Raw genomic sequence first — 16,422 nt, forward strand, 5'->3', positions numbered from 1 at the left:
GCCACACCGAGGATTTCCCGTCGGGGGCTAGATATATGCTTCCGGAGCATATACTTTCCGGAAACCTACAGGTCAATCCGTGAAAATCCGCGATTCCGGACACACTTTTTGACCCTTAACCCAGATTGCACGCGTGGGGATTGAGGGTGTGAATCCCACTGTCGTGGGTTTGATGAGGTAGTCGATGTTGCGGAAGCTTTGGCATCGGCGTGCGTTGTGCTCCGTACGTTGTTTCAAAAACGGGTTTCATCAAACGGAACAAAACCTGGGACACTTCATATCCCACCCCAGGCCTAATGACTTGGGTGCAGCGGCAACGCTCATCCGATTTAGGCAGAGTCGTTGCAGGATCCAGTGGGTCACCTGGTCCGTGGTCTTTGAATTGTCGGGCGCGCAGGCAAGGCCAGCACGGAAGATCTTCTGCAAGCAACGCTTGTTGGTGCACCGGTAGCGTGGAAGGCGCACATGAAGTTGTTGGGTGGCCGACGATGGGCAGATCGACCAGGCTGCGGATGACGTGGTCGCGGAATACTCCAGGCTGCCCGCAGGTAGGGCATTCATTGATCGGCTCGACGGGTTCGGCTTCAATAACAGTGACGTCACCGTTTTCTGTGGCACCGGTGATAGTAGTTCCTAGTTTTGCGGTGCGGCAGATGGTATCGACGATGACATTTCCGTTAGGCTGCACAGTAGGTCCTTAGTTTTGTACGGATGGATTAGATACCTTTTTCCTACAAAGCCAAGGACCCCAATATCTTGTGCCACGCCCGAACCCCCGGCGAACTAATCAATGCACTCTAAAACCGGAAGAGCCCTTTTAGTACTACTGGTGGATTTCGGTTTTGGTGGGGATTAACGCCGCCGGCTTCGGTTTTTCCGTTGAGGAGGTCGTTGACTACTTCCCGATGGTGAAATGGGTCGATGGTGAGGTAGAGAGGAACCAGTCACCTGGAAGAGATCGATCCAGTCGTTGGTGTGCAATCTGGGAGGTAGGGTCGCGGGGTCGATTCCTCGCGAGCGCAACCATGATTGTGTTTCTGAACGTGATGAAAACAACCCTGCCCTTCGGAGAATTTCCCCTATCCCGCGTCCCCGGGCAGTGAAAACGGTGTGCACCATCGCCTGAAAGGCTTTGCGCTGCTCTATCGGAATCTTCGGGTCACCCACCCGGCGGATCACTAAGATCCCCCCGTCAACGTTTGGCTGTGGCCGGAAAGCAGTCCTTGGTACCCGAGAACCCAGGTGAAATGTGAACCATGGGGACCACTGAGCCGTCATCATCGTGCTTGCGCCTACCCCGGCCCGGCGGCGAGCGACTTCCCACTGCATGAGGAGTACAGCGTCAGTCCATGCTGGCGCATGCAGCAACTTTCGAAGAATGGCAGTGGTGAGGTGAAAGGGAATGTTTCCCACAATGACGCAGGGAGTGGCGGGTAACCGGAAGTTAAGGAAATCATCATGGACCACTTCGACCGCCGCCGAGGAGGTTTCTTGTGTGATTTTGGCAGCTAGTTTTGCGTCCACTTCAACTGCCGTTATCGCCCTCCCCAAGTGGGCCATCGGGTGAGTGAGGGCACCGCTTCCTGGTCCGATCTCAATGATGGGGCCGGAGGTTTGTTTCACAAGGTCGATGATGGAGTTGATGATCTTGTGGTTGGTGAGAAAATTTTGGCCATGCTCGTGACGGCCGTGTCCGTATGCAGACATAAGGTGTGCTCCTTGGATTTGAAAGGGAGCCGGGCATGACAAATAGCCGCCCGGCTAAAGGACCGGAGCGGTTTTTAACCTACGGGGTAGGAAACCGCCTTAGCGGTTGGTGCGCAACCGCAAGAAAGCGGTACCTGAAATCAACATGGGTCTAATTATATCCATTTAAAGGGTTAAGGGTCAAAATGTGTGTCTGGCTCGGCGTGTCGCGGGGGTTAGATTTGGCCTTTTTGAATGCCGATTGAGTGGGTGTAGTCGGTGTCGATAGCGTTGTCGTAGAGGGCTGGGCGTCCTGTTTCGTGGTCGGCTTGGTTCTCGGTTTGGGTCAGGGTGGATACTTTGGCGAGTTGGCCCTGGCCCCAGTCGGACTGCCTGGCGATTCGTACTGGATCGTCAGGCAGTTCCGTTTTTAAGTAGAGCCACCAATCCAGCATGCGGCGTTGTCGTTCGCCTGATCTGCCGCGGTGGGTTCTGGCGAGCAGTTTGAGCTGGGCGTTGATGCCGCCTTCTAAGCTGTTGGTGGTGGATTTGATCCGCTCGGGCGCAAGGACTCCTGCTGGCGGGTTGAGGTAGACAAACAGCATCTCGGACCGCCAAAGATGGTTGAGGCTGTTGTAGGCCTTGCGCACGTTGTGGTGGGTCCACACGCGGGTCCATGCACCTGTTTTGGGGTCTTTGATCATGGTTTTCTCGTTCATCCATTCCCGGTAGATCGTTGAAAACTCGTGCAGTTGCACACCCCACGCGGCGGCTTCATCCAGTGTGGTGATCCGGGTCAGTTTCAGCGCAAGTCGGTAGATGGTGCGCCCGGCATCGGTGCGTGGGTTGGTGGTGGTGTAGCGGCGGACCACGCGTTGGGCGTGGACGAGGCAGCGTTGAATTTTCGTAGTCGGCCAGCACTTTTTGATTGCGCTGTATGCGCCTTGGCCGCCGTCGATGACGGCGATGAGTGGGGCTTCGATGCGTTCAAGCAGCAGTTGGTAGTCGCGGGTGGTTTCGTGTTTGCACCAGTGCCAGGCGATCACGTGGTCGATGGTCGCCGCGACGATCAGGCAGCCACCGGCGGTGTAGGTGCCATCGAGAAATACCTGGTCGTAGATCCGCTTGTGGTGGCCGGCGGTGGGGTCAGGCACATCAACGAGCCAGCACCACTTGAAGCGCCGCTTCATGGTGGCGCGGCTAACACCGTTTCGTTTGGCTAGGTCGTCGAGTGATATTGCGGTGGTGCAATGCTCGATGAACTGGGTGAACACTGCCGCGTTGGTGATGTCGTTTCGACGTTTGACGCTGGAGGCGCCGCATTGTTTGCAGCGCCATCTGGTGGTGCCTTTGCTGGTGGTGCCGTTGCGTTTCATTTCACCGCCGCAGTGGCAGCGTGGTTGGTTCTTCGACATTGCGACACCACACCACGCCGCGCATAGCACATCACGGCTGCCACACCGAGGATTTCCCGTCGGGGGCTAGATATATGCTTCCGGAGCATATACTTTCCGGAAACCTACAGGTCAATCCGTGAAAATCCGCGATTCCGGACACACTTTTTGACCCTTAACCCGATCTCGTCGTAGCCGTCGATCGACGGATCTTCGGCGAGGGCGGGGCGCATCGAACGGTCCGCATGCTGCTTCGAGCTGCGGCTGTTCGGGTTCGTCCAGTCCAGGTCGGCGTCGGTGAACGGCGGATCGGGGACGATCTCGCGCAGGTCCGCGCCGATCGCGTCGGCGAGATGCTCGGCGACGCGGCGCGTGTTGCCGGTTCCGGTGATGTAGACAACCAGTTTGTTCGTCATGTCGGTTCCTTTCTGAAGATGTCTTGATGATGCGATGATGATGTTCGTCCGCGTTCAGTGCCGTGCGTGCGCTGTCGTTTCGGCTGCATGCGCCATCGCCTCGACGTGTTCGAGCTCCTCGCGGACGCGTTTCGGCTGCGCGTGCAGCGGAAAGTTGTCCGGATCGTCGTAGCCGTCGAGCGAACCGTCCTGCGGATCGGCTTCGAGCGCCGCGAACATCGGGACGAGTTCGGCGTCGCTTTGCGGCTGGCCGAGTTCGTCGACGAGGTTGAAGGTCTTCCGGTTCGCTTCCTCGCATCCGAGCGCGGCGACGAGCGTCTGCGCGATCTGACGGCGCGCGATCGCGCCGTCGTCCGGCCCCGTGCAGACATGCCGCTGGTCCTGCTGGAAGCGGATATGGTGCTCGTCGTCGCCCTCCATGTCGAACCAGCCGGGGCGCACGATCGTGTATTCGTTGCCGGAGGCGCGCACGAGGCGCTCGCTGCGGCGCTTCCAGTCGTGGGCCTGCGTCGTGCGGTTGTATCCGGTGTCCATGTCCGCCGCGAGTCCGATCGCCGTCATCAGCGCGATGCGCGCCCTGCATCCGTCGAGCGCGTCGAGCGCGTTCTTCACGGCGCCGTAGTCGACGTCCTCGTTCAGTGTCGGGCCGCCGTTCGCGCCCATCGTGAACACGATGCCGTCGATGCCGTCGAGCGCGCGACGCATATCGCCGGCGTTTTTGAGATCGCCTTCGCAGATCTCGACGTTCGGTCCGAAGCACTCGTGCGACTTGTCGCGCACGAGTGCGCGCACCCGATATCCCTGCGTGACGCCTTCGCGCACCGCGTAGCGCCCGACGCTGCCGCTCGCGCCGACGAACAGCACATGGGTCGGTCTCATGATCGCCAATCCTTTCGTCCCTTGTCGTCCTGCCGCCGCCGTGAACACGGTCGTCCGCGCTCACGCCTCGGCGATGTCGATCATCGACTTGATCGCGCGGCGTTCGTCCATCGCCTTGTAGGCATCCTGCACATGGTCGAGGTCGAAGCGCGCCGTGAAGACCTTGCCCGGGTCGATGCGGCCGTCGAGCACGGCCTTGAGCAGCGTCGACTTGTCATGCGTCGCGACCGACGCGATGCCGCCGGTGAGCGTGACGTTGCGCCAGAACGGCGCATTGACGTCGATGTTGCTCGTATGCGGCACGCCGACGCGGCTCACATAGGCGCCCGGGCGTCCGCTGCGCAGCGCCGATTCGATGCTCTGCTCGGAGCCGACGCATTCGAGGACGCGGTCGGCGCCGGCGCCGTTCGTCATCTCCATGATACGTGCGACCGCCTCGTCGCCGCGCTCGGGCACGATGTCGGTCGCGCCGAACTCGCGGGCGAGCTTCGCGCGGTCCTCGTGGCGGCTCATCGCGATGATGCGTCCTGCGCCGAGCAGCTTCGCGCCGATGACGGCGCACAGGCCGACCGCGCCGTCGCCGTAGACGACGACGGTGTCGCCGGGCTCGATGCGCGCGCTCCATGCGGCGTGGTAGCCGGTCGCCATCACGTCGGAAAGCGCCAGCAGCGACGCGATCCGCTCGTCGCTGTAATCGGCGGGCGATCCTGGGATTTTGACGAGCGCCGTGTCCGCCCACGTCGCGCGCAGATACTCGGCCTGATAGCCGGCGTTGCCGCCGGGCTCCATGTTGGAGCAGTTGCCGTCGTAGCCCTTCTCGCAGGCGACGCAGTGGCCGCAGGCGTGCGTGAAGGGGACGATGACGAAGTCGCCGGGCTTCATGTCGTGCACGCCGGAGCCGACCTCGTCGACGATGCCGATCGCCTCATGGCCGACGAGCGAGCCGTGCTCGCGTTCGTTGATGCCGCGGAACCACCACAGGTCGGATCCGCACACACAGGCCTTGAGGACGCGCACAATCGCGTCGGCCGGCTTTTCGATCTTCGGCCGCGGCACATCGCGCACCTCCATATGCTCGGGCTCCACGAACACGGCCGCTTTCATCGTCGCCGTCGTATCGTTGTTCGTATCGGTCGTAGTGGTCATCTGCGCCTCCATCGTCGTCGCCTCGGTCGGCCCGGCGCCCGCAATCGGCATCGAACCGGTTTGTTGCCATCCACGGTAGAGGAACATGAAATCTATTACAAATACAGAACTCAGATATAATTATATGCAGGAAAAGAATATAAGACGATTGGAGGCACGACCATGGATATTCGTCTGTTGCGGCATTTCGTCGCCGTCGTACAGGAGGAGGGCATCTCCGCGGCCGCCGACGCGCTGCGCATGAGTCAGCCGGCGCTGTCGCGGCAAATGAAGGAGCTCGAAGGCGATCTCGGCGTGCGCCTGTTCGAACGCGGCAACCGCGGCCGCACGATCACGCTGACGAAGGAAGGACGGGTGTTCTACCGGCGCGCGCGGCAGATCATCGAACTCGCCGACCGTGCCCGCGCCGAAGTGCATATGCACGACGAGGTCGACGGCATCGTGCACATCACGGCCGCGCAGACCTCGGCGATGGACTACGTCGGGCGCGCCGCCGCGCAGACGCGGCTGCTGTATCCGCATGTGAGCTTCGATCTGCACGACGACAACGGACCGAACAACGTCGAACGGCTCAACAACGGCCTCGCCGACTTCGCCGTCGTCGTCCAGCCGACCGACATGACGCGCTTCGACCATCTCGCGCTGCCCGGGCAGGATCGGCTCGGCGTCGGCATGCGCGCCGACGATCCGCTTGCCGATTGCGACGGCGTCACGAACGAACTGCTCAAGGATATGCCGCTCATCGTCTCCTCCGGCACGTTCGAACGGCGCGACCTGTCCGGATGGTACGCGTCGCCGACGCCGCTCAACATCGTCGGTACGATGAACCTGCCGTTCAACGCGTCCTGCTTCGTGCGTGAGGGCTTCGGCTACATCCTGACGCTCGACCATCTCATCGGGGAGGGCGACGACTCGCGGCTCGTCTGGAAACCGCTTGAGCCGGAGCTGCGCATCCATGTGAGCATCGTCTGGCGCAAGGACCGCGAACTGTCGCGCGCCTCGCAGGCCTTCCTGCGTCAGCTGCGCGCGATCGTGCTGTGAGATCTACTCCTTGCCCTGCGCCGGCTTCGGCACGCCGCCCATCTCGCACAGCTCGTCGATCGTGACGAAGGAGTAGCCCTGCTTCTTGAGGTCGTCGATGATGCCGGGGAGCGCCTCGATGTCCTGCGTGCGGTCGCCACCGCCGTCGTGCATCAGCGCGATCGCGCCGTTGTACGCGTTCTTGAGCACCTCGTCGTGGATCGCCTTCTTGCCGGGGCGCTTCCAGTCGAGCGTGTCGATGCTCCACAGCACGTTCATGTCGACGATGTCCGCCGTGTCCTTCCACTGCTGCACGCCGAAGGCGCCGTAGGGCGCGCGCAGCACGCGCGTCTTCGTGCCGCTCGCCTGCTCGAGATCGGCGAAACTCGTGAGGATCTCCTTGCGCAGGTCGTCGCGCGACATGTCCGGCATGTACGGATGGCTGACGCTGTGCGACGCCACCTGATGGCCTTCGTTGACCATCCGCTGTTCGAGTTTCGGATAGGTGAGCGCGTCCTCGCCGAGGTCGAAGAACGTGGCCTTCACCTTCTTCTGCTTGAGGATGTCGAGGATCGGCCCGGTGTACTGGCTCGGACCGTCGTCGAAGGTGAGCGCGATGACCTTTTTGCCGGCCGGCTGCGGCGCGAAGGACTGCACGGTGAGCTTCTTCGCCGGCTTGATCTCCTTGTGGACGACCTCCTCCTTCGAGCGCTTGCCGATCCAGACCTCCTCCCGGCCGTCCTCGCCCTGCTGCGTGACGACCTGGATCGGGCCGTTGTTGAGATTGATGTCGGTGCCGTATCGCTTTGTGCGCGTCTCGCTCGTATGCGCCTCGGTGACGTCCTTGCCGGGCGTGACCGTCATCGTCTCGGCGTCGGCGATCGTCGCCGTGCCGTAGTCGGCGACCGGCACGGGAGCGCCGTTGATGCTGACGGCGACCGGCTCGCCGCCGTCCTTGTCGAGCACCTTGCCCTTGAGCGACAGCAGTCGGCCGCGCGTGCGTCCGAAGTCGTCATGGTCGGCGAGCAGATGCGCGATCGTCGTATCGGCGCGCGCCGACACCGTCTCGCCGTCGACGCTCACGTCGACGGTGCGCCAATGATGCCGCCACATCCACCAGCCGCCGACACCGAGCGCGACGACGACGAGCGCGACGAGCACGGTGACGACGGCGGCCGCCGCCGCGCCCATCGTCCCGCGCGCCCGCCTCGGCGGCTTCGCGCTGCCATGGAAATCGATTTCCTCGACGTCGTCGTCGATGTCCAACGACTGCAGATCCTCGTCGTATCCGTCTCCGCCGATGTTCCCGTTCGTGTCTTGCGCCACCGTATACCACCTTCCCCGTGCACCGCCGATCGCGGCCGCTCGGGCCGCCCTGTGCTGCAGCCCAGCTTAGCATCGGACGTTTCGCGGACGGCTGTGGCATCGCGCGCGCCCGCACGCCATAAGATGGAGGACATGACTATCGCAACTCCGGAACGTTACGCGCAGATGCTCGACGCCGCGCGGCAGGGTGGCTACGCGTACCCTGCGATCAATGTCACCAGCTCGCAGACGCTCAACGCCGCGCTGCAGGGGCTCGCCGAAGCGGAATCGGACGGCATCATCCAGGTGTCGGTGGGCGGCGCCGCCTATTTCTCCGGCCAGCGCGTGCTCGACCGCGTCACCGGTTCGCTCGCCTTCGCCGCCTTCGCGCACGAGGTCGCGAGGAAGTACCCGAACATCACCGTCGCGCTGCACACCGACCACTGCGCCAAACAGTATCTCGACGAATGGGTGCGTCCGCTGCTCGACATCGAGATCGACGAGGTCGCGCACGGCCGTGAACCGATGTTCCAATCGCATATGTGGGACGGGTCGACGGTGCCGCTCGCCGAGAACCTCGAGATCGCGCGCGAGCTGCTTGACAAGTCGGTGCGTGCGCACACGGTGCTCGAGATCGAGATCGGCGCCGTCGGCGGTGAGGAGGACGGCCACCGCGCCGAAATCAACGAGAAGCTGTATTCGAGCGTCGAGGACGGCGTCGCCGTCGCGCGTGCGCTCGGCTTGGGTGACCGCGGCCGCTACATGGCCGCCTTCACCTTCGGCAACGTGCACGGCGCATACAAACCGGGCGTCGTCAAGCTGCGCCCGGAACTGCTGCAGCAGATCCAGCACGGCGTGTGGGAGCGCGCGACGAACGGCGAGCTCGGCGTGCCGCTCGACGCGAACGTCGCCGACGGCAAGCCCTTCGCGCTCGTGTTCCACGGCGGCTCCGGCTCGACGCCGCAGGAGATCGCCGAAGCCGTTTCGTACGGCGTCGTCAAGATGAACATCGACACCGATACGCAATACGCGTTCACGCGCGCAATCGCCGACCACATGTTCCGGCATTACGACGAAGTGCTCAAAGTGGACGGCGAGGTCGGCAACAAGAAGATGTACGACCCGCGGTCGTGGGGCAAGGAGGCCGAGGCGTCGATGGCGGCGCGCGTCGTCGAGGCGTGCCGGCAGCTCGGCTCGGCCGGGCGCGCGCTCAAGTAGCGCGGCGCCGGCGCGACCGCCGGGGAACCCGTGTTGAGGGAGTTCCTCTACGTGGGCTGCGAGGCCCGCGTAGAGGGGCTACTGTAATCTGTCCTCGGCGGATCCGGAGAACCAGCGGAGGTGGAGCATGCCAGGAATCGTCTTGATCGGAGCCCAGTGGGGCGACGAAGGAAAAGGCAAGGCGACCGATCTGATCGGAACGAAGGTCGATTACGTAGCGCGTTTCAACGGCGGCAACAACGCGGGCCACACCGTCGTCGTCGGGGATGAATCGTATGCGCTGCACCTGCTGCCGTCCGGCATCATCAGCCCGAAGACGACGCCGGTCATCGGCAATGGCGTCGTCGTCGATCCGGAGGTGCTGTTCGAGGAGATCGACGGCCTCAAGAGCCGCGGCATCGACTGCTCGCGCCTGCTCGTGAGCGAATCGGCGAACGTCATCGCCCCGTACCACCGCATGATCGACAAGGTCACCGAACGTTTCGCCGGCAAGAAGAAGATCGGCACGACCGGCCGCGGCATCGGCCCGGCGTATGCGGACAAGATCAATCGCATCGGCATCCGCGTGGCCGACCTCTTCAGCGAGGAGCATCTGCGCGACAAGGTCGAGAACGCGCTGCGCCAGAAGAACCAGATGCTCGTCAAACTGTACAACCGCCGCCCGGTGGATGTCGACGCGACCGTCGAGGAGCTGCTCAAGCTCGGCGAACGACTCAAGCCGTACGTGGCGAACACGTCGCTCGTGCTCAACCAGGCGCTCGATGACGGCAAGACCGTATTGTTCGAAGGCGGACAGGCGACGATGCTCGACATCGACCACGGCACCTATCCCTTCGTCACATCATCGAATCCGACGGCGGGCGGCGCGTGCACCGGCACCGGCGTCGGCCCGACGAAGATCGATCGCGTCATCGGCGTTTCGAAGGCGTATGTGACGCGCGTCGGCGAAGGTCCGTTCCCGACCGAACTGTTCGACGAATGGGGCGATTGGCTGCGCGCCCAGGGCCATGAGTACGGCGTGACGACCGGACGTCCGCGCCGCTGCGGCTGGTTCGACGCCGTCGTCAACCGCTATGCGACGCAGGTGAACGGCCTGACCGACATCGTGCTGACGAAGCTCGATGTGCTCACCGGTCTCAAGGAGATCCCGATCTGCGTCGCCTACGACGTGGACGGTGTGCGCTATGACGACATGCCGGCCGATCAGGTCGCGTTCGCCGCCGCGAAGCCGATCTACGAGACGATGCCGGGCTGGACCGAGGACATTGCGCAGGTGCACCGCTTCGAGGACCTGCCCGCGAACTGCCAGGCCTATGTGAAGCGGCTCGAAGAGCTGTCCAACTGCCGCATCTCGGTGATCGGCACCGGGCCGCAGCGCGACCACATCATCCAGATCCATTCGCTCATCGACTGAAGCGGCCGGGTGCATCGATTCCGAACATCGATGCCATCGGCCGACGGGCGCCGGGTCGTCCATCACGAGGACCGACCCGGCGCCTTTCCATGTTTCACGGGTTATCATGTCAGCACACGCCGAAACCCAAAGCTGTATTGAGGCGGTGATTTTCGTATGAACACGCTACACGACACACGACACGACCAATCAGGACGGCGGCCGGCGTCGGATGGCGCAGAGCCGGGCGCCGTGTCCGACGACACCGGCGACCTTCGCAAGGAGCTGATGCAACCGCATCCGACCGGGGCCGCCGCCGCACGCAAGCCACCGAGCGTCCCGTTGGCGCCGATGAAGCGCATGCAGGCGCGATTCAACCCGCTTGCCGACGGCATGATCTATCTCGTCGTGTTCCTCGGCGGCTGCGTCGGCACGGCGCTGCGGTACGGGCTGTGGCTCGCGCTGCCGTATCCGGGTTCCGATTCCCCGCTATGGATGGCCTTCCATCCGGCCACCTTCATCGCGAACATGATCGCCTGCTTCCTTTTCGCGCTGCTCACGTCCTATATGTCGCAGGCGATCTGGTTGCGCAAACGTGTGCGGCAGCTCGCAAGCCGTGGCGTCGGCATGGGCATGTGCGGCGGTTTCTCGACGTTGTCGGCGATGATGGTCGAGGACATCACGGCGTTGCACAACAGCGGCTATCTGAGCTTCATCCTGTACACGGTGATCACATTCCTCGCCGGCATCGTCGTCGCCTGGTTCGGCTCGTGGCTCGGTCTCAGGCTCACTTCGGTGCGGGCGGCGAGCCTCGCCGTGGCCGATGCGCTGCGCCGTCAGGAACAGCCGAAGCCGGCGATCGGCGTGCGCGTGCCCACCGAGGACGTGCCGGTCGATGTGATGCCGTATGACGATCCCAATCCGAAGACCGACGAGATTCCGGTCGTCCATGCCGATCCGCTGACCGGGGAGGTGAAGTGATGGGGGAGTTCCTGCTCGTCTGCGTCTGCGGCGGCCTTGGCGCCGTCGCCCGTTTCGTGCTCAATACGTCGATCCAGCGCTGGTGGAACCGCATCTTCCCGCTGTCCACGTTCATCATCAATATCGCGGCGGCCTTCTTCGCCGGCATCGCCGCGGCTGCCTACCACTACCAGACCGTCAACTACTTCACGTATCTGCTGTTCGTCGCCGGTTTCCTCGGCGGTTTCTCGACATTCTCGACCGCGATCAACGAGATGGTCTCGCTTGCGAAGACGCGGCGCATCGCGATGGCGCTCGGCTACTTCGTCATCACCGTCGTCGTTCCGTTCCTGATGGTCGTCCTCGGCTGGTGGGTCGGCGCGATGGGGCGTTGACCGTTACCTGTTCCGCCGATTGTTCCGGACGTGATACCCTCCGTCCGCATATGGTCCTTGCGCGCGTGATACCACGGCTTGTTTTCTTCATGTGAACCACCTCGCTCCTATGGTTACCGACCAGAAATGCGTCGGTAATGTCCGTATGTCGTCAGCGGCGCTACGTTCATGGGCATCACGAGAGAGGGGGTGCGCATGGCATCCATATATCGATTCATTCCTGAGCGGAGGCGCCGATGGACGAGATGGCGGCATGTCCTGTGTGTCGTGGCAGTCATCGCCGTCGCCTGTCTCTGGTGTTGCATGTGCGCGCCGCGGGCCGTGGCGGCCGGAGCGGTCGGCAGCTGTGTGCCGACCGCCGAATTCGGCTGTGTCAACGGCATCCTGCAGAGCGCGGATAAAGAGCCGATCGCCGGCGTCAAGGTGATGCTCAGCGGCGCCGAGACCGGGGAGACGACGACGGCGGATGACGGTACATGGGCGTTCAAGGTCGCCGATGACGGCAAATACGTCGTCACGATTCCGCAGGACGTCGCGAAACGGTACGGATTCGCGGCTGACCACGCAAGCGTCGAGATCGTCAAGAAATCATTCTCGCAGCAGCGCGGCGTCGTTCGTTTCGACAAGGCGCCGGCGTCGGGCAACGCGTCCACACCGAGCGGCACGGCGTCGGATGCGAAGAGGACGATGCCCGCAGGCGCCAACGCCGCGGCCTACGAACCCTCGAGGTCATCGGTCACCTGGACGCGATTCTGCCAGCAGCTGTACTCGGGCATCATCTTCGGACTGCTGCTCGGCCTCATGTCGGTCGGCATGAACCTCGTCTACGGCACGACTGGCCTGAGCTCCTTCTCCCACGGTGAGCAGGTGACGCTCGGAGGCCTGATGGCGTACGTCGGCACGCAGATGCTGCATATGGCGATTGTGCCCTCGGCCATCTTCGCCGTCCTCATCGGCGCGCTCACCGGACTGGTGCAGGACCGGCTCATCTGGGGGCCGCTCAGGCATAAACGAGTCGGCACGATGCAGCAGATGATCGTCACCATCGGCCTGTCGATGGCGCTGCAGTACCTGTTCCAGTTCTTCTTCGGCGGTGACATCAAGAGCATCGTCAAATCGGTGCCGGAAGGCATCCAGCTCGGTCCGGTCTCGACAAGCGCGCCGGCGCTCATCTGCGCGGGCATCGCATTGGTGACGATCGTCGGCGTGACCGTTTTCCTCTACTGCACGCGGCTGGGCCGCGCGACGCGCGCCGTCTCCGACAACGCGGCGCTCGCGGCGGCATCCGGCATCAACGTCGATTCCGTCGTGCGCATCGTCTGGACGCTTTCCTGCGCGCTCGCGGCGCTTTCCGGCGTGTTGCTTGGCATCTACCTCAACGGCATCGCGTGGAACACCGGCGTCACATTGCTGATGCTGATGTTCGCCGCGGTGACGCTCGGCGGCCTCGGCACGGCGAACGGCGCGCTCGTCGGCGCGCTCGTCATCGGCATCGTAGCGGATCTGAGCACGCTCGTCATCCCGAGCGATATGCGCTACGCGAGCGCGCTCGCGATCCTCATCCTCGTCCTGCTCGTGCGACCGCAGGGCATCTTCGGCAAGCGCAATAGGATTGGGTGATTATTCATGGATACGATGACTATCATTGCGAACATTCTTGGCGAATTATTTGCCCCCACTACAGCGGCCTATGCGCTTGCCGCGATCGGCCTGAACATCCATTTCGGCATGACCGGTCTGATGAACATGGGACAGGCGGGATTCATGCTGCTCGGCGCCTACGGTTTCGCGATCACGCAGATGCATGGCGCGAATCTGTTCTCGTCGGTGCTGTTCGCGTTGCTGCTCGCGACGGTCTATGCGCTGCTGCTTGGCATCCCGACGCTCAAGCTCGGCCCCGATTATCTGGCGATGGTCACGCTCGCCGCGGCGGAGATCGTGCGTATCGTCGGCAGATCGACGTCGATGACGAGTGTCACCGGCGGATCGGCCGGCATCGCTCCGCAGGACTTCACGACGCAGTTCGAGAATCTCTCCCCGCTGCCCGACGGCACGTCGACATTCCTCATCTGGACCTACAACAACAACATCGCGAACTCGTGGTGGCTGCGCATCGTAGCCTGGGTGCTCGTCGCCTTGTGCACGTTCCTATGCTGGCGTTGGTTCCGTTCTCCCTGGGGCCGTGTGCTCAAGGGCATCCGCGAGGACGAGAACGCAATCCGCTCGTTGGGCAAGTCGGTCACGAAGTACAAGATGCAGGCGCTCATCGTCGGCGGTCTCTTCGGTGCGCTCGCCGGCATCGTCTTCATCCTGCCGCGTTCGCTCAACCCTGATTCGCTCGGCCGCACCGTCACGTTCTATACGTGGACGATCCTGTTGCTCGGTGGCGCCGCGACGATCATGGGGCCGATTCTCGGCTCGTGTGTGCTGTGGGTGCTGCTGACGGCCATCAAGGAGACGATGCGCGTTTCGATTCCCCCGACTGTCATCTCGTCGAACCAGATCGAGGCGCTTGGCTGGGTCATCGTGGGCGTCGCGCTCATGCTGCTCGTGATCTTCCGGCCGCAAGGCGTCCTCGGCAACAGGAAGGAGTTGGCGTTCAATGGCTGACAACAACAAGCCGCCGGTCGATGCGGCGCAGAAGCAGAAGCAGGATCAACAGAAGGGGGCAGTGCCGACCGCGACCGTCAGGGAGCCGTTCTACAACATCGCCCGGTGGGGTACGAAGCCGCCGCCGGGCGAGGATCTCATATCGACGGCGTACGGTGACCGGGTTGCGTGCGACCTCGCGTTCGTCGAGAACGAGCCGGGCGTGCACAAGCCCGATCCAATCCTCGTCGCAGATAACGTCGTGCGTCGTTTCGGCGGCATGACCGCCGTGGACGTCGGCCATTTCGAAATCGAACGGCATGGCATCACGGCGCTCATCGGTCCCAACGGCGCCGGCAAGACGACGTTCTTCAACCTGATGACCGGTTTCGATGTGCCGAATTCCGGCAGCTGGCGCTTCGACGGCCGGGACATGCAGCACGTCAACCCCGAGCAGGTGGCCCGCGGCGGCATGGTGCGCACGTTCCAGCTGACGAAAGTCATGAGCCGTCTGTCGGTGCTCGACAACATGCTGCTCGGTGCGCCCGACCAGCCGGGGGAGGGTATGCTGCGCTCGCTGTTCCCGGGCATGTGGCGACGCAAAGAGCGCGAGAACCGGCAGAAGGCGGAGGCGTTGCTCGAACGCTTCCTGCTCATCAAGAAGAAGGATGATTTCGCCGGCTCGCTTTCCGGCGGTCAGCGCAAACTCCTCGAGATGGCGCGCGCGTTGATGTGCGACCCGAAGCTCGTCATGCTTGATGAGCCGATGGCCGGCGTCAATCCGGCGCTCAAGCAGTCGCTGCTCGACCACATTGTCAGTCTGCGCGAGGACGGCACGACGGTGCTGTTCGTCGAGCACGACATCAACATGGTGCGTCATATCGCCGATTGGGTGACCGTCATGGCGGAAGGCAGGATCGTCGCCGAGGGGCAGCCGAGGACCGTCATGGATGATCCGGCCGTCGTCGACGCCTATCTCGGCGCGCATGCCGACGTCGATCTCGGCGACGATTCGGTGCTCGAAGGTTTGGAGGGACGCGTATGAACATCACAACATCGGCGGCCGCAAGGACGGTCGGGAGCCGCCGTGGAAACGCGGCGCATGACACGGCGGGCGGCGTCGACGGTACGGCGGACGTCTCCCGCACGATGAGCCGCGCCGAGATCCATGTCGGCGAGCCTGAAGGCGAGCCGTTGCTCGACGCGGCCAACCTCGTCGCCGGCTACCTGCCGGGCGTCAACATCCTCAACGGCGCCTCGCTCACGCTGCATGACGGAGAGATCGTCGGCATCATCGGACCGAACGGCGCCGGCAAGTCGACGCTCCTCAAGTCATTGTTCGGACTCGTGCGCATCCATTCGGGCACGCTTTCGCTGCGCGGACGTGATATCACGAATCTGCGCGCCGACAAGCTTGTGTCGTTGGGGGTCGGTTTCGTACCGCAGACCGAGAATGTGTTCCCGAGCCTGACGATCGCTGAGAACATGCATATGGGCGCATATCAGGCGTCGCAGAAGTTCGACGAACGCTTCGAGTACGTCTGTTCGATCTTCCCGAAGCTCGGCGGACGGCGCAATCAGCTCGCGGGCCAGCTCTCCGGTGGTGAACGGCAGATGGTCGCGATGGGTCGCGCGTTGATGATGCAGCCGTCGGTGCTGCTGCTCGACGAGCCAAGCGCCGGCCTGTCGCCGATGATGCAGGACGAGACCTTCATTCGTGTGCGTCAGGTCAACCGGGCCGGCGTCTCCGTCGTCATCGTCGAGCAGAATGCGCGCCGCTGCCTGCAGATCTGCAATCGCGGTTATGTGCTCGATCAGGGGCGCAATGCCTATTCCGGGCGTGGTCGCGACCTGATGAACGACCCGAAGGTCGTCAGTCTGTATCTCGGCAATCTCGAGGAGGAGGTCGAGAAGGCCGGCCAGTGACTGCGGCCTGGCGGAATGGGTGAAATAATGATTGATTCGTTGACAATCGATTCGTGACAGAAGGGATGAAATATTTAAGTAACATGATCGTCAAC

16 protein-coding genes and 1 pseudogene are annotated in these 16,422 nt (G+C 63.0%); 9 read left to right on the top strand and 8 right to left on the bottom strand.

Going from position 1 to position 16,422, the window contains the following annotated elements:
* Positions 1-270: 270 nt before the first annotated feature.
* From BcFMB_RS09695 to BcFMB_RS03040, 7 genes and pseudogenes are all read right to left on the bottom strand, one after another.
* A pseudogene (locus tag BcFMB_RS09695) lies at positions 271-688 on the bottom strand (transposase family protein); the annotation flags it as partial.
* Between the two features lie 164 nt (positions 689-852).
* On the bottom strand, positions 853-1,707 hold the full coding sequence (erm, locus tag BcFMB_RS03015) for a 23S ribosomal RNA methyltransferase Erm (protein WP_005390949.1): 855 nt from the start codon (positions 1,705-1,707) through the stop codon (positions 853-855).
* A gap of 99 nt (positions 1,708-1,806) precedes the next feature.
* Positions 1,807-1,872: an erythromycin resistance leader peptide gene (locus tag BcFMB_RS10045; RefSeq protein WP_071569110.1), complete on the bottom strand. Its 66-nt coding sequence runs from the start codon at positions 1,870-1,872 to the stop codon at positions 1,807-1,809.
* Between the two features lie 50 nt (positions 1,873-1,922).
* Entirely contained in the window at positions 1,923-3,101 is a 1,179-nt protein-coding gene (locus BcFMB_RS03025) for an IS256-like element IS1249 family transposase (protein WP_005323424.1), read from the bottom strand.
* 104 nt (positions 3,102-3,205) lie between these two features.
* Positions 3,206-3,496: a flavodoxin gene (locus BcFMB_RS03030; RefSeq protein ID WP_099721016.1), complete on the bottom strand. Its 291-nt coding sequence runs from the start codon at positions 3,494-3,496 to the stop codon at positions 3,206-3,208.
* A 54-nt stretch (positions 3,497-3,550) separates the two neighbouring features.
* Entirely contained in the window at positions 3,551-4,375 is an 825-nt protein-coding gene (locus tag BcFMB_RS03035; RefSeq protein WP_099721017.1) for an SDR family oxidoreductase, read from the bottom strand.
* Between the two features lie 60 nt (positions 4,376-4,435).
* Positions 4,436-5,479 (bottom strand): zinc-dependent alcohol dehydrogenase family protein, encoded by a 1,044-nt coding sequence (locus tag BcFMB_RS03040; protein WP_099721707.1) that lies wholly within the window; start codon positions 5,477-5,479, stop codon positions 4,436-4,438.
* Positions 5,480-5,683: 204 nt separating this feature from the next.
* Between BcFMB_RS03040 and BcFMB_RS03045 the strand changes: the two genes are divergently transcribed.
* A complete protein-coding gene (locus BcFMB_RS03045; RefSeq protein ID WP_024541487.1) occupies positions 5,684-6,562 on the top strand; it encodes a LysR family transcriptional regulator in 879 nt (292 codons plus the stop codon).
* 3 nt (positions 6,563-6,565) lie between these two features.
* On the opposite strand, the gene BcFMB_RS03050 is transcribed toward BcFMB_RS03045, so the two are convergent.
* Positions 6,566-7,867 (bottom strand): polysaccharide deacetylase family protein, encoded by a 1,302-nt coding sequence (locus BcFMB_RS03050; protein ID WP_232513869.1) that lies wholly within the window; start codon positions 7,865-7,867, stop codon positions 6,566-6,568.
* Positions 7,868-7,999: 132 nt separating this feature from the next.
* On the opposite strand from BcFMB_RS03050, the gene fbaA reads away from it, so the two are divergent.
* The 8 genes from fbaA to BcFMB_RS03090 all read left to right on the top strand — a co-directional run bounded on the left by fbaA (position 8,000) and on the right by BcFMB_RS03090 (position 16,327).
* Positions 8,000-9,064, top strand: coding sequence for a class II fructose-bisphosphate aldolase (fbaA, locus tag BcFMB_RS03055; protein WP_024541485.1), 1,065 nt, complete (start codon positions 8,000-8,002; stop codon positions 9,062-9,064).
* A gap of 127 nt (positions 9,065-9,191) precedes the next feature.
* Entirely contained in the window at positions 9,192-10,478 is a 1,287-nt protein-coding gene (locus BcFMB_RS03060) for an adenylosuccinate synthase (protein WP_024541484.1), read from the top strand.
* A 267-nt stretch (positions 10,479-10,745) separates the two neighbouring features.
* Positions 10,746-11,438: a fluoride efflux transporter FluC gene (locus BcFMB_RS03065; RefSeq protein WP_232513870.1), complete on the top strand. Its 693-nt coding sequence runs from the start codon at positions 10,746-10,748 to the stop codon at positions 11,436-11,438.
* Positions 11,438-11,812 carry a fluoride efflux transporter FluC gene (locus BcFMB_RS03070; RefSeq protein WP_099721019.1) on the top strand — a complete coding sequence of 125 codons (375 nt, stop codon included), beginning with the start codon at positions 11,438-11,440 and terminating at the stop codon, positions 11,810-11,812. The genes BcFMB_RS03065 and BcFMB_RS03070 overlap by 1 nt, the downstream gene beginning before the upstream one ends.
* Before the next feature lie 195 nt (positions 11,813-12,007).
* Positions 12,008-13,432 carry an ABC transporter permease subunit gene (locus tag BcFMB_RS03075; protein WP_099721020.1) on the top strand — a complete coding sequence of 475 codons (1,425 nt, stop codon included), beginning with the start codon at positions 12,008-12,010 and terminating at the stop codon, positions 13,430-13,432.
* Between the two features lie 6 nt (positions 13,433-13,438).
* Entirely contained in the window at positions 13,439-14,422 is a 984-nt protein-coding gene (locus BcFMB_RS03080; RefSeq protein ID WP_099721021.1) for a branched-chain amino acid ABC transporter permease, read from the top strand.
* Positions 14,415-15,446: an ABC transporter ATP-binding protein gene (locus tag BcFMB_RS03085; RefSeq protein WP_099721022.1), complete on the top strand. Its 1,032-nt coding sequence runs from the start codon at positions 14,415-14,417 to the stop codon at positions 15,444-15,446. Before BcFMB_RS03080 ends, BcFMB_RS03085 begins: the two co-directional genes overlap by 8 nt.
* Positions 15,447-15,550: 104 nt before the next feature.
* On the top strand, positions 15,551-16,327 hold the full coding sequence (locus BcFMB_RS03090; RefSeq protein WP_099721708.1) for an ABC transporter ATP-binding protein: 777 nt from the start codon (positions 15,551-15,553) through the stop codon (positions 16,325-16,327).
* Positions 16,328-16,422 lie beyond the last annotated feature (95 nt).

Source organism: Bifidobacterium choerinum (assembly GCF_002761235.1).
GTDB lineage: Bacteria > Actinomycetota > Actinomycetes > Actinomycetales > Bifidobacteriaceae > Bifidobacterium > Bifidobacterium choerinum.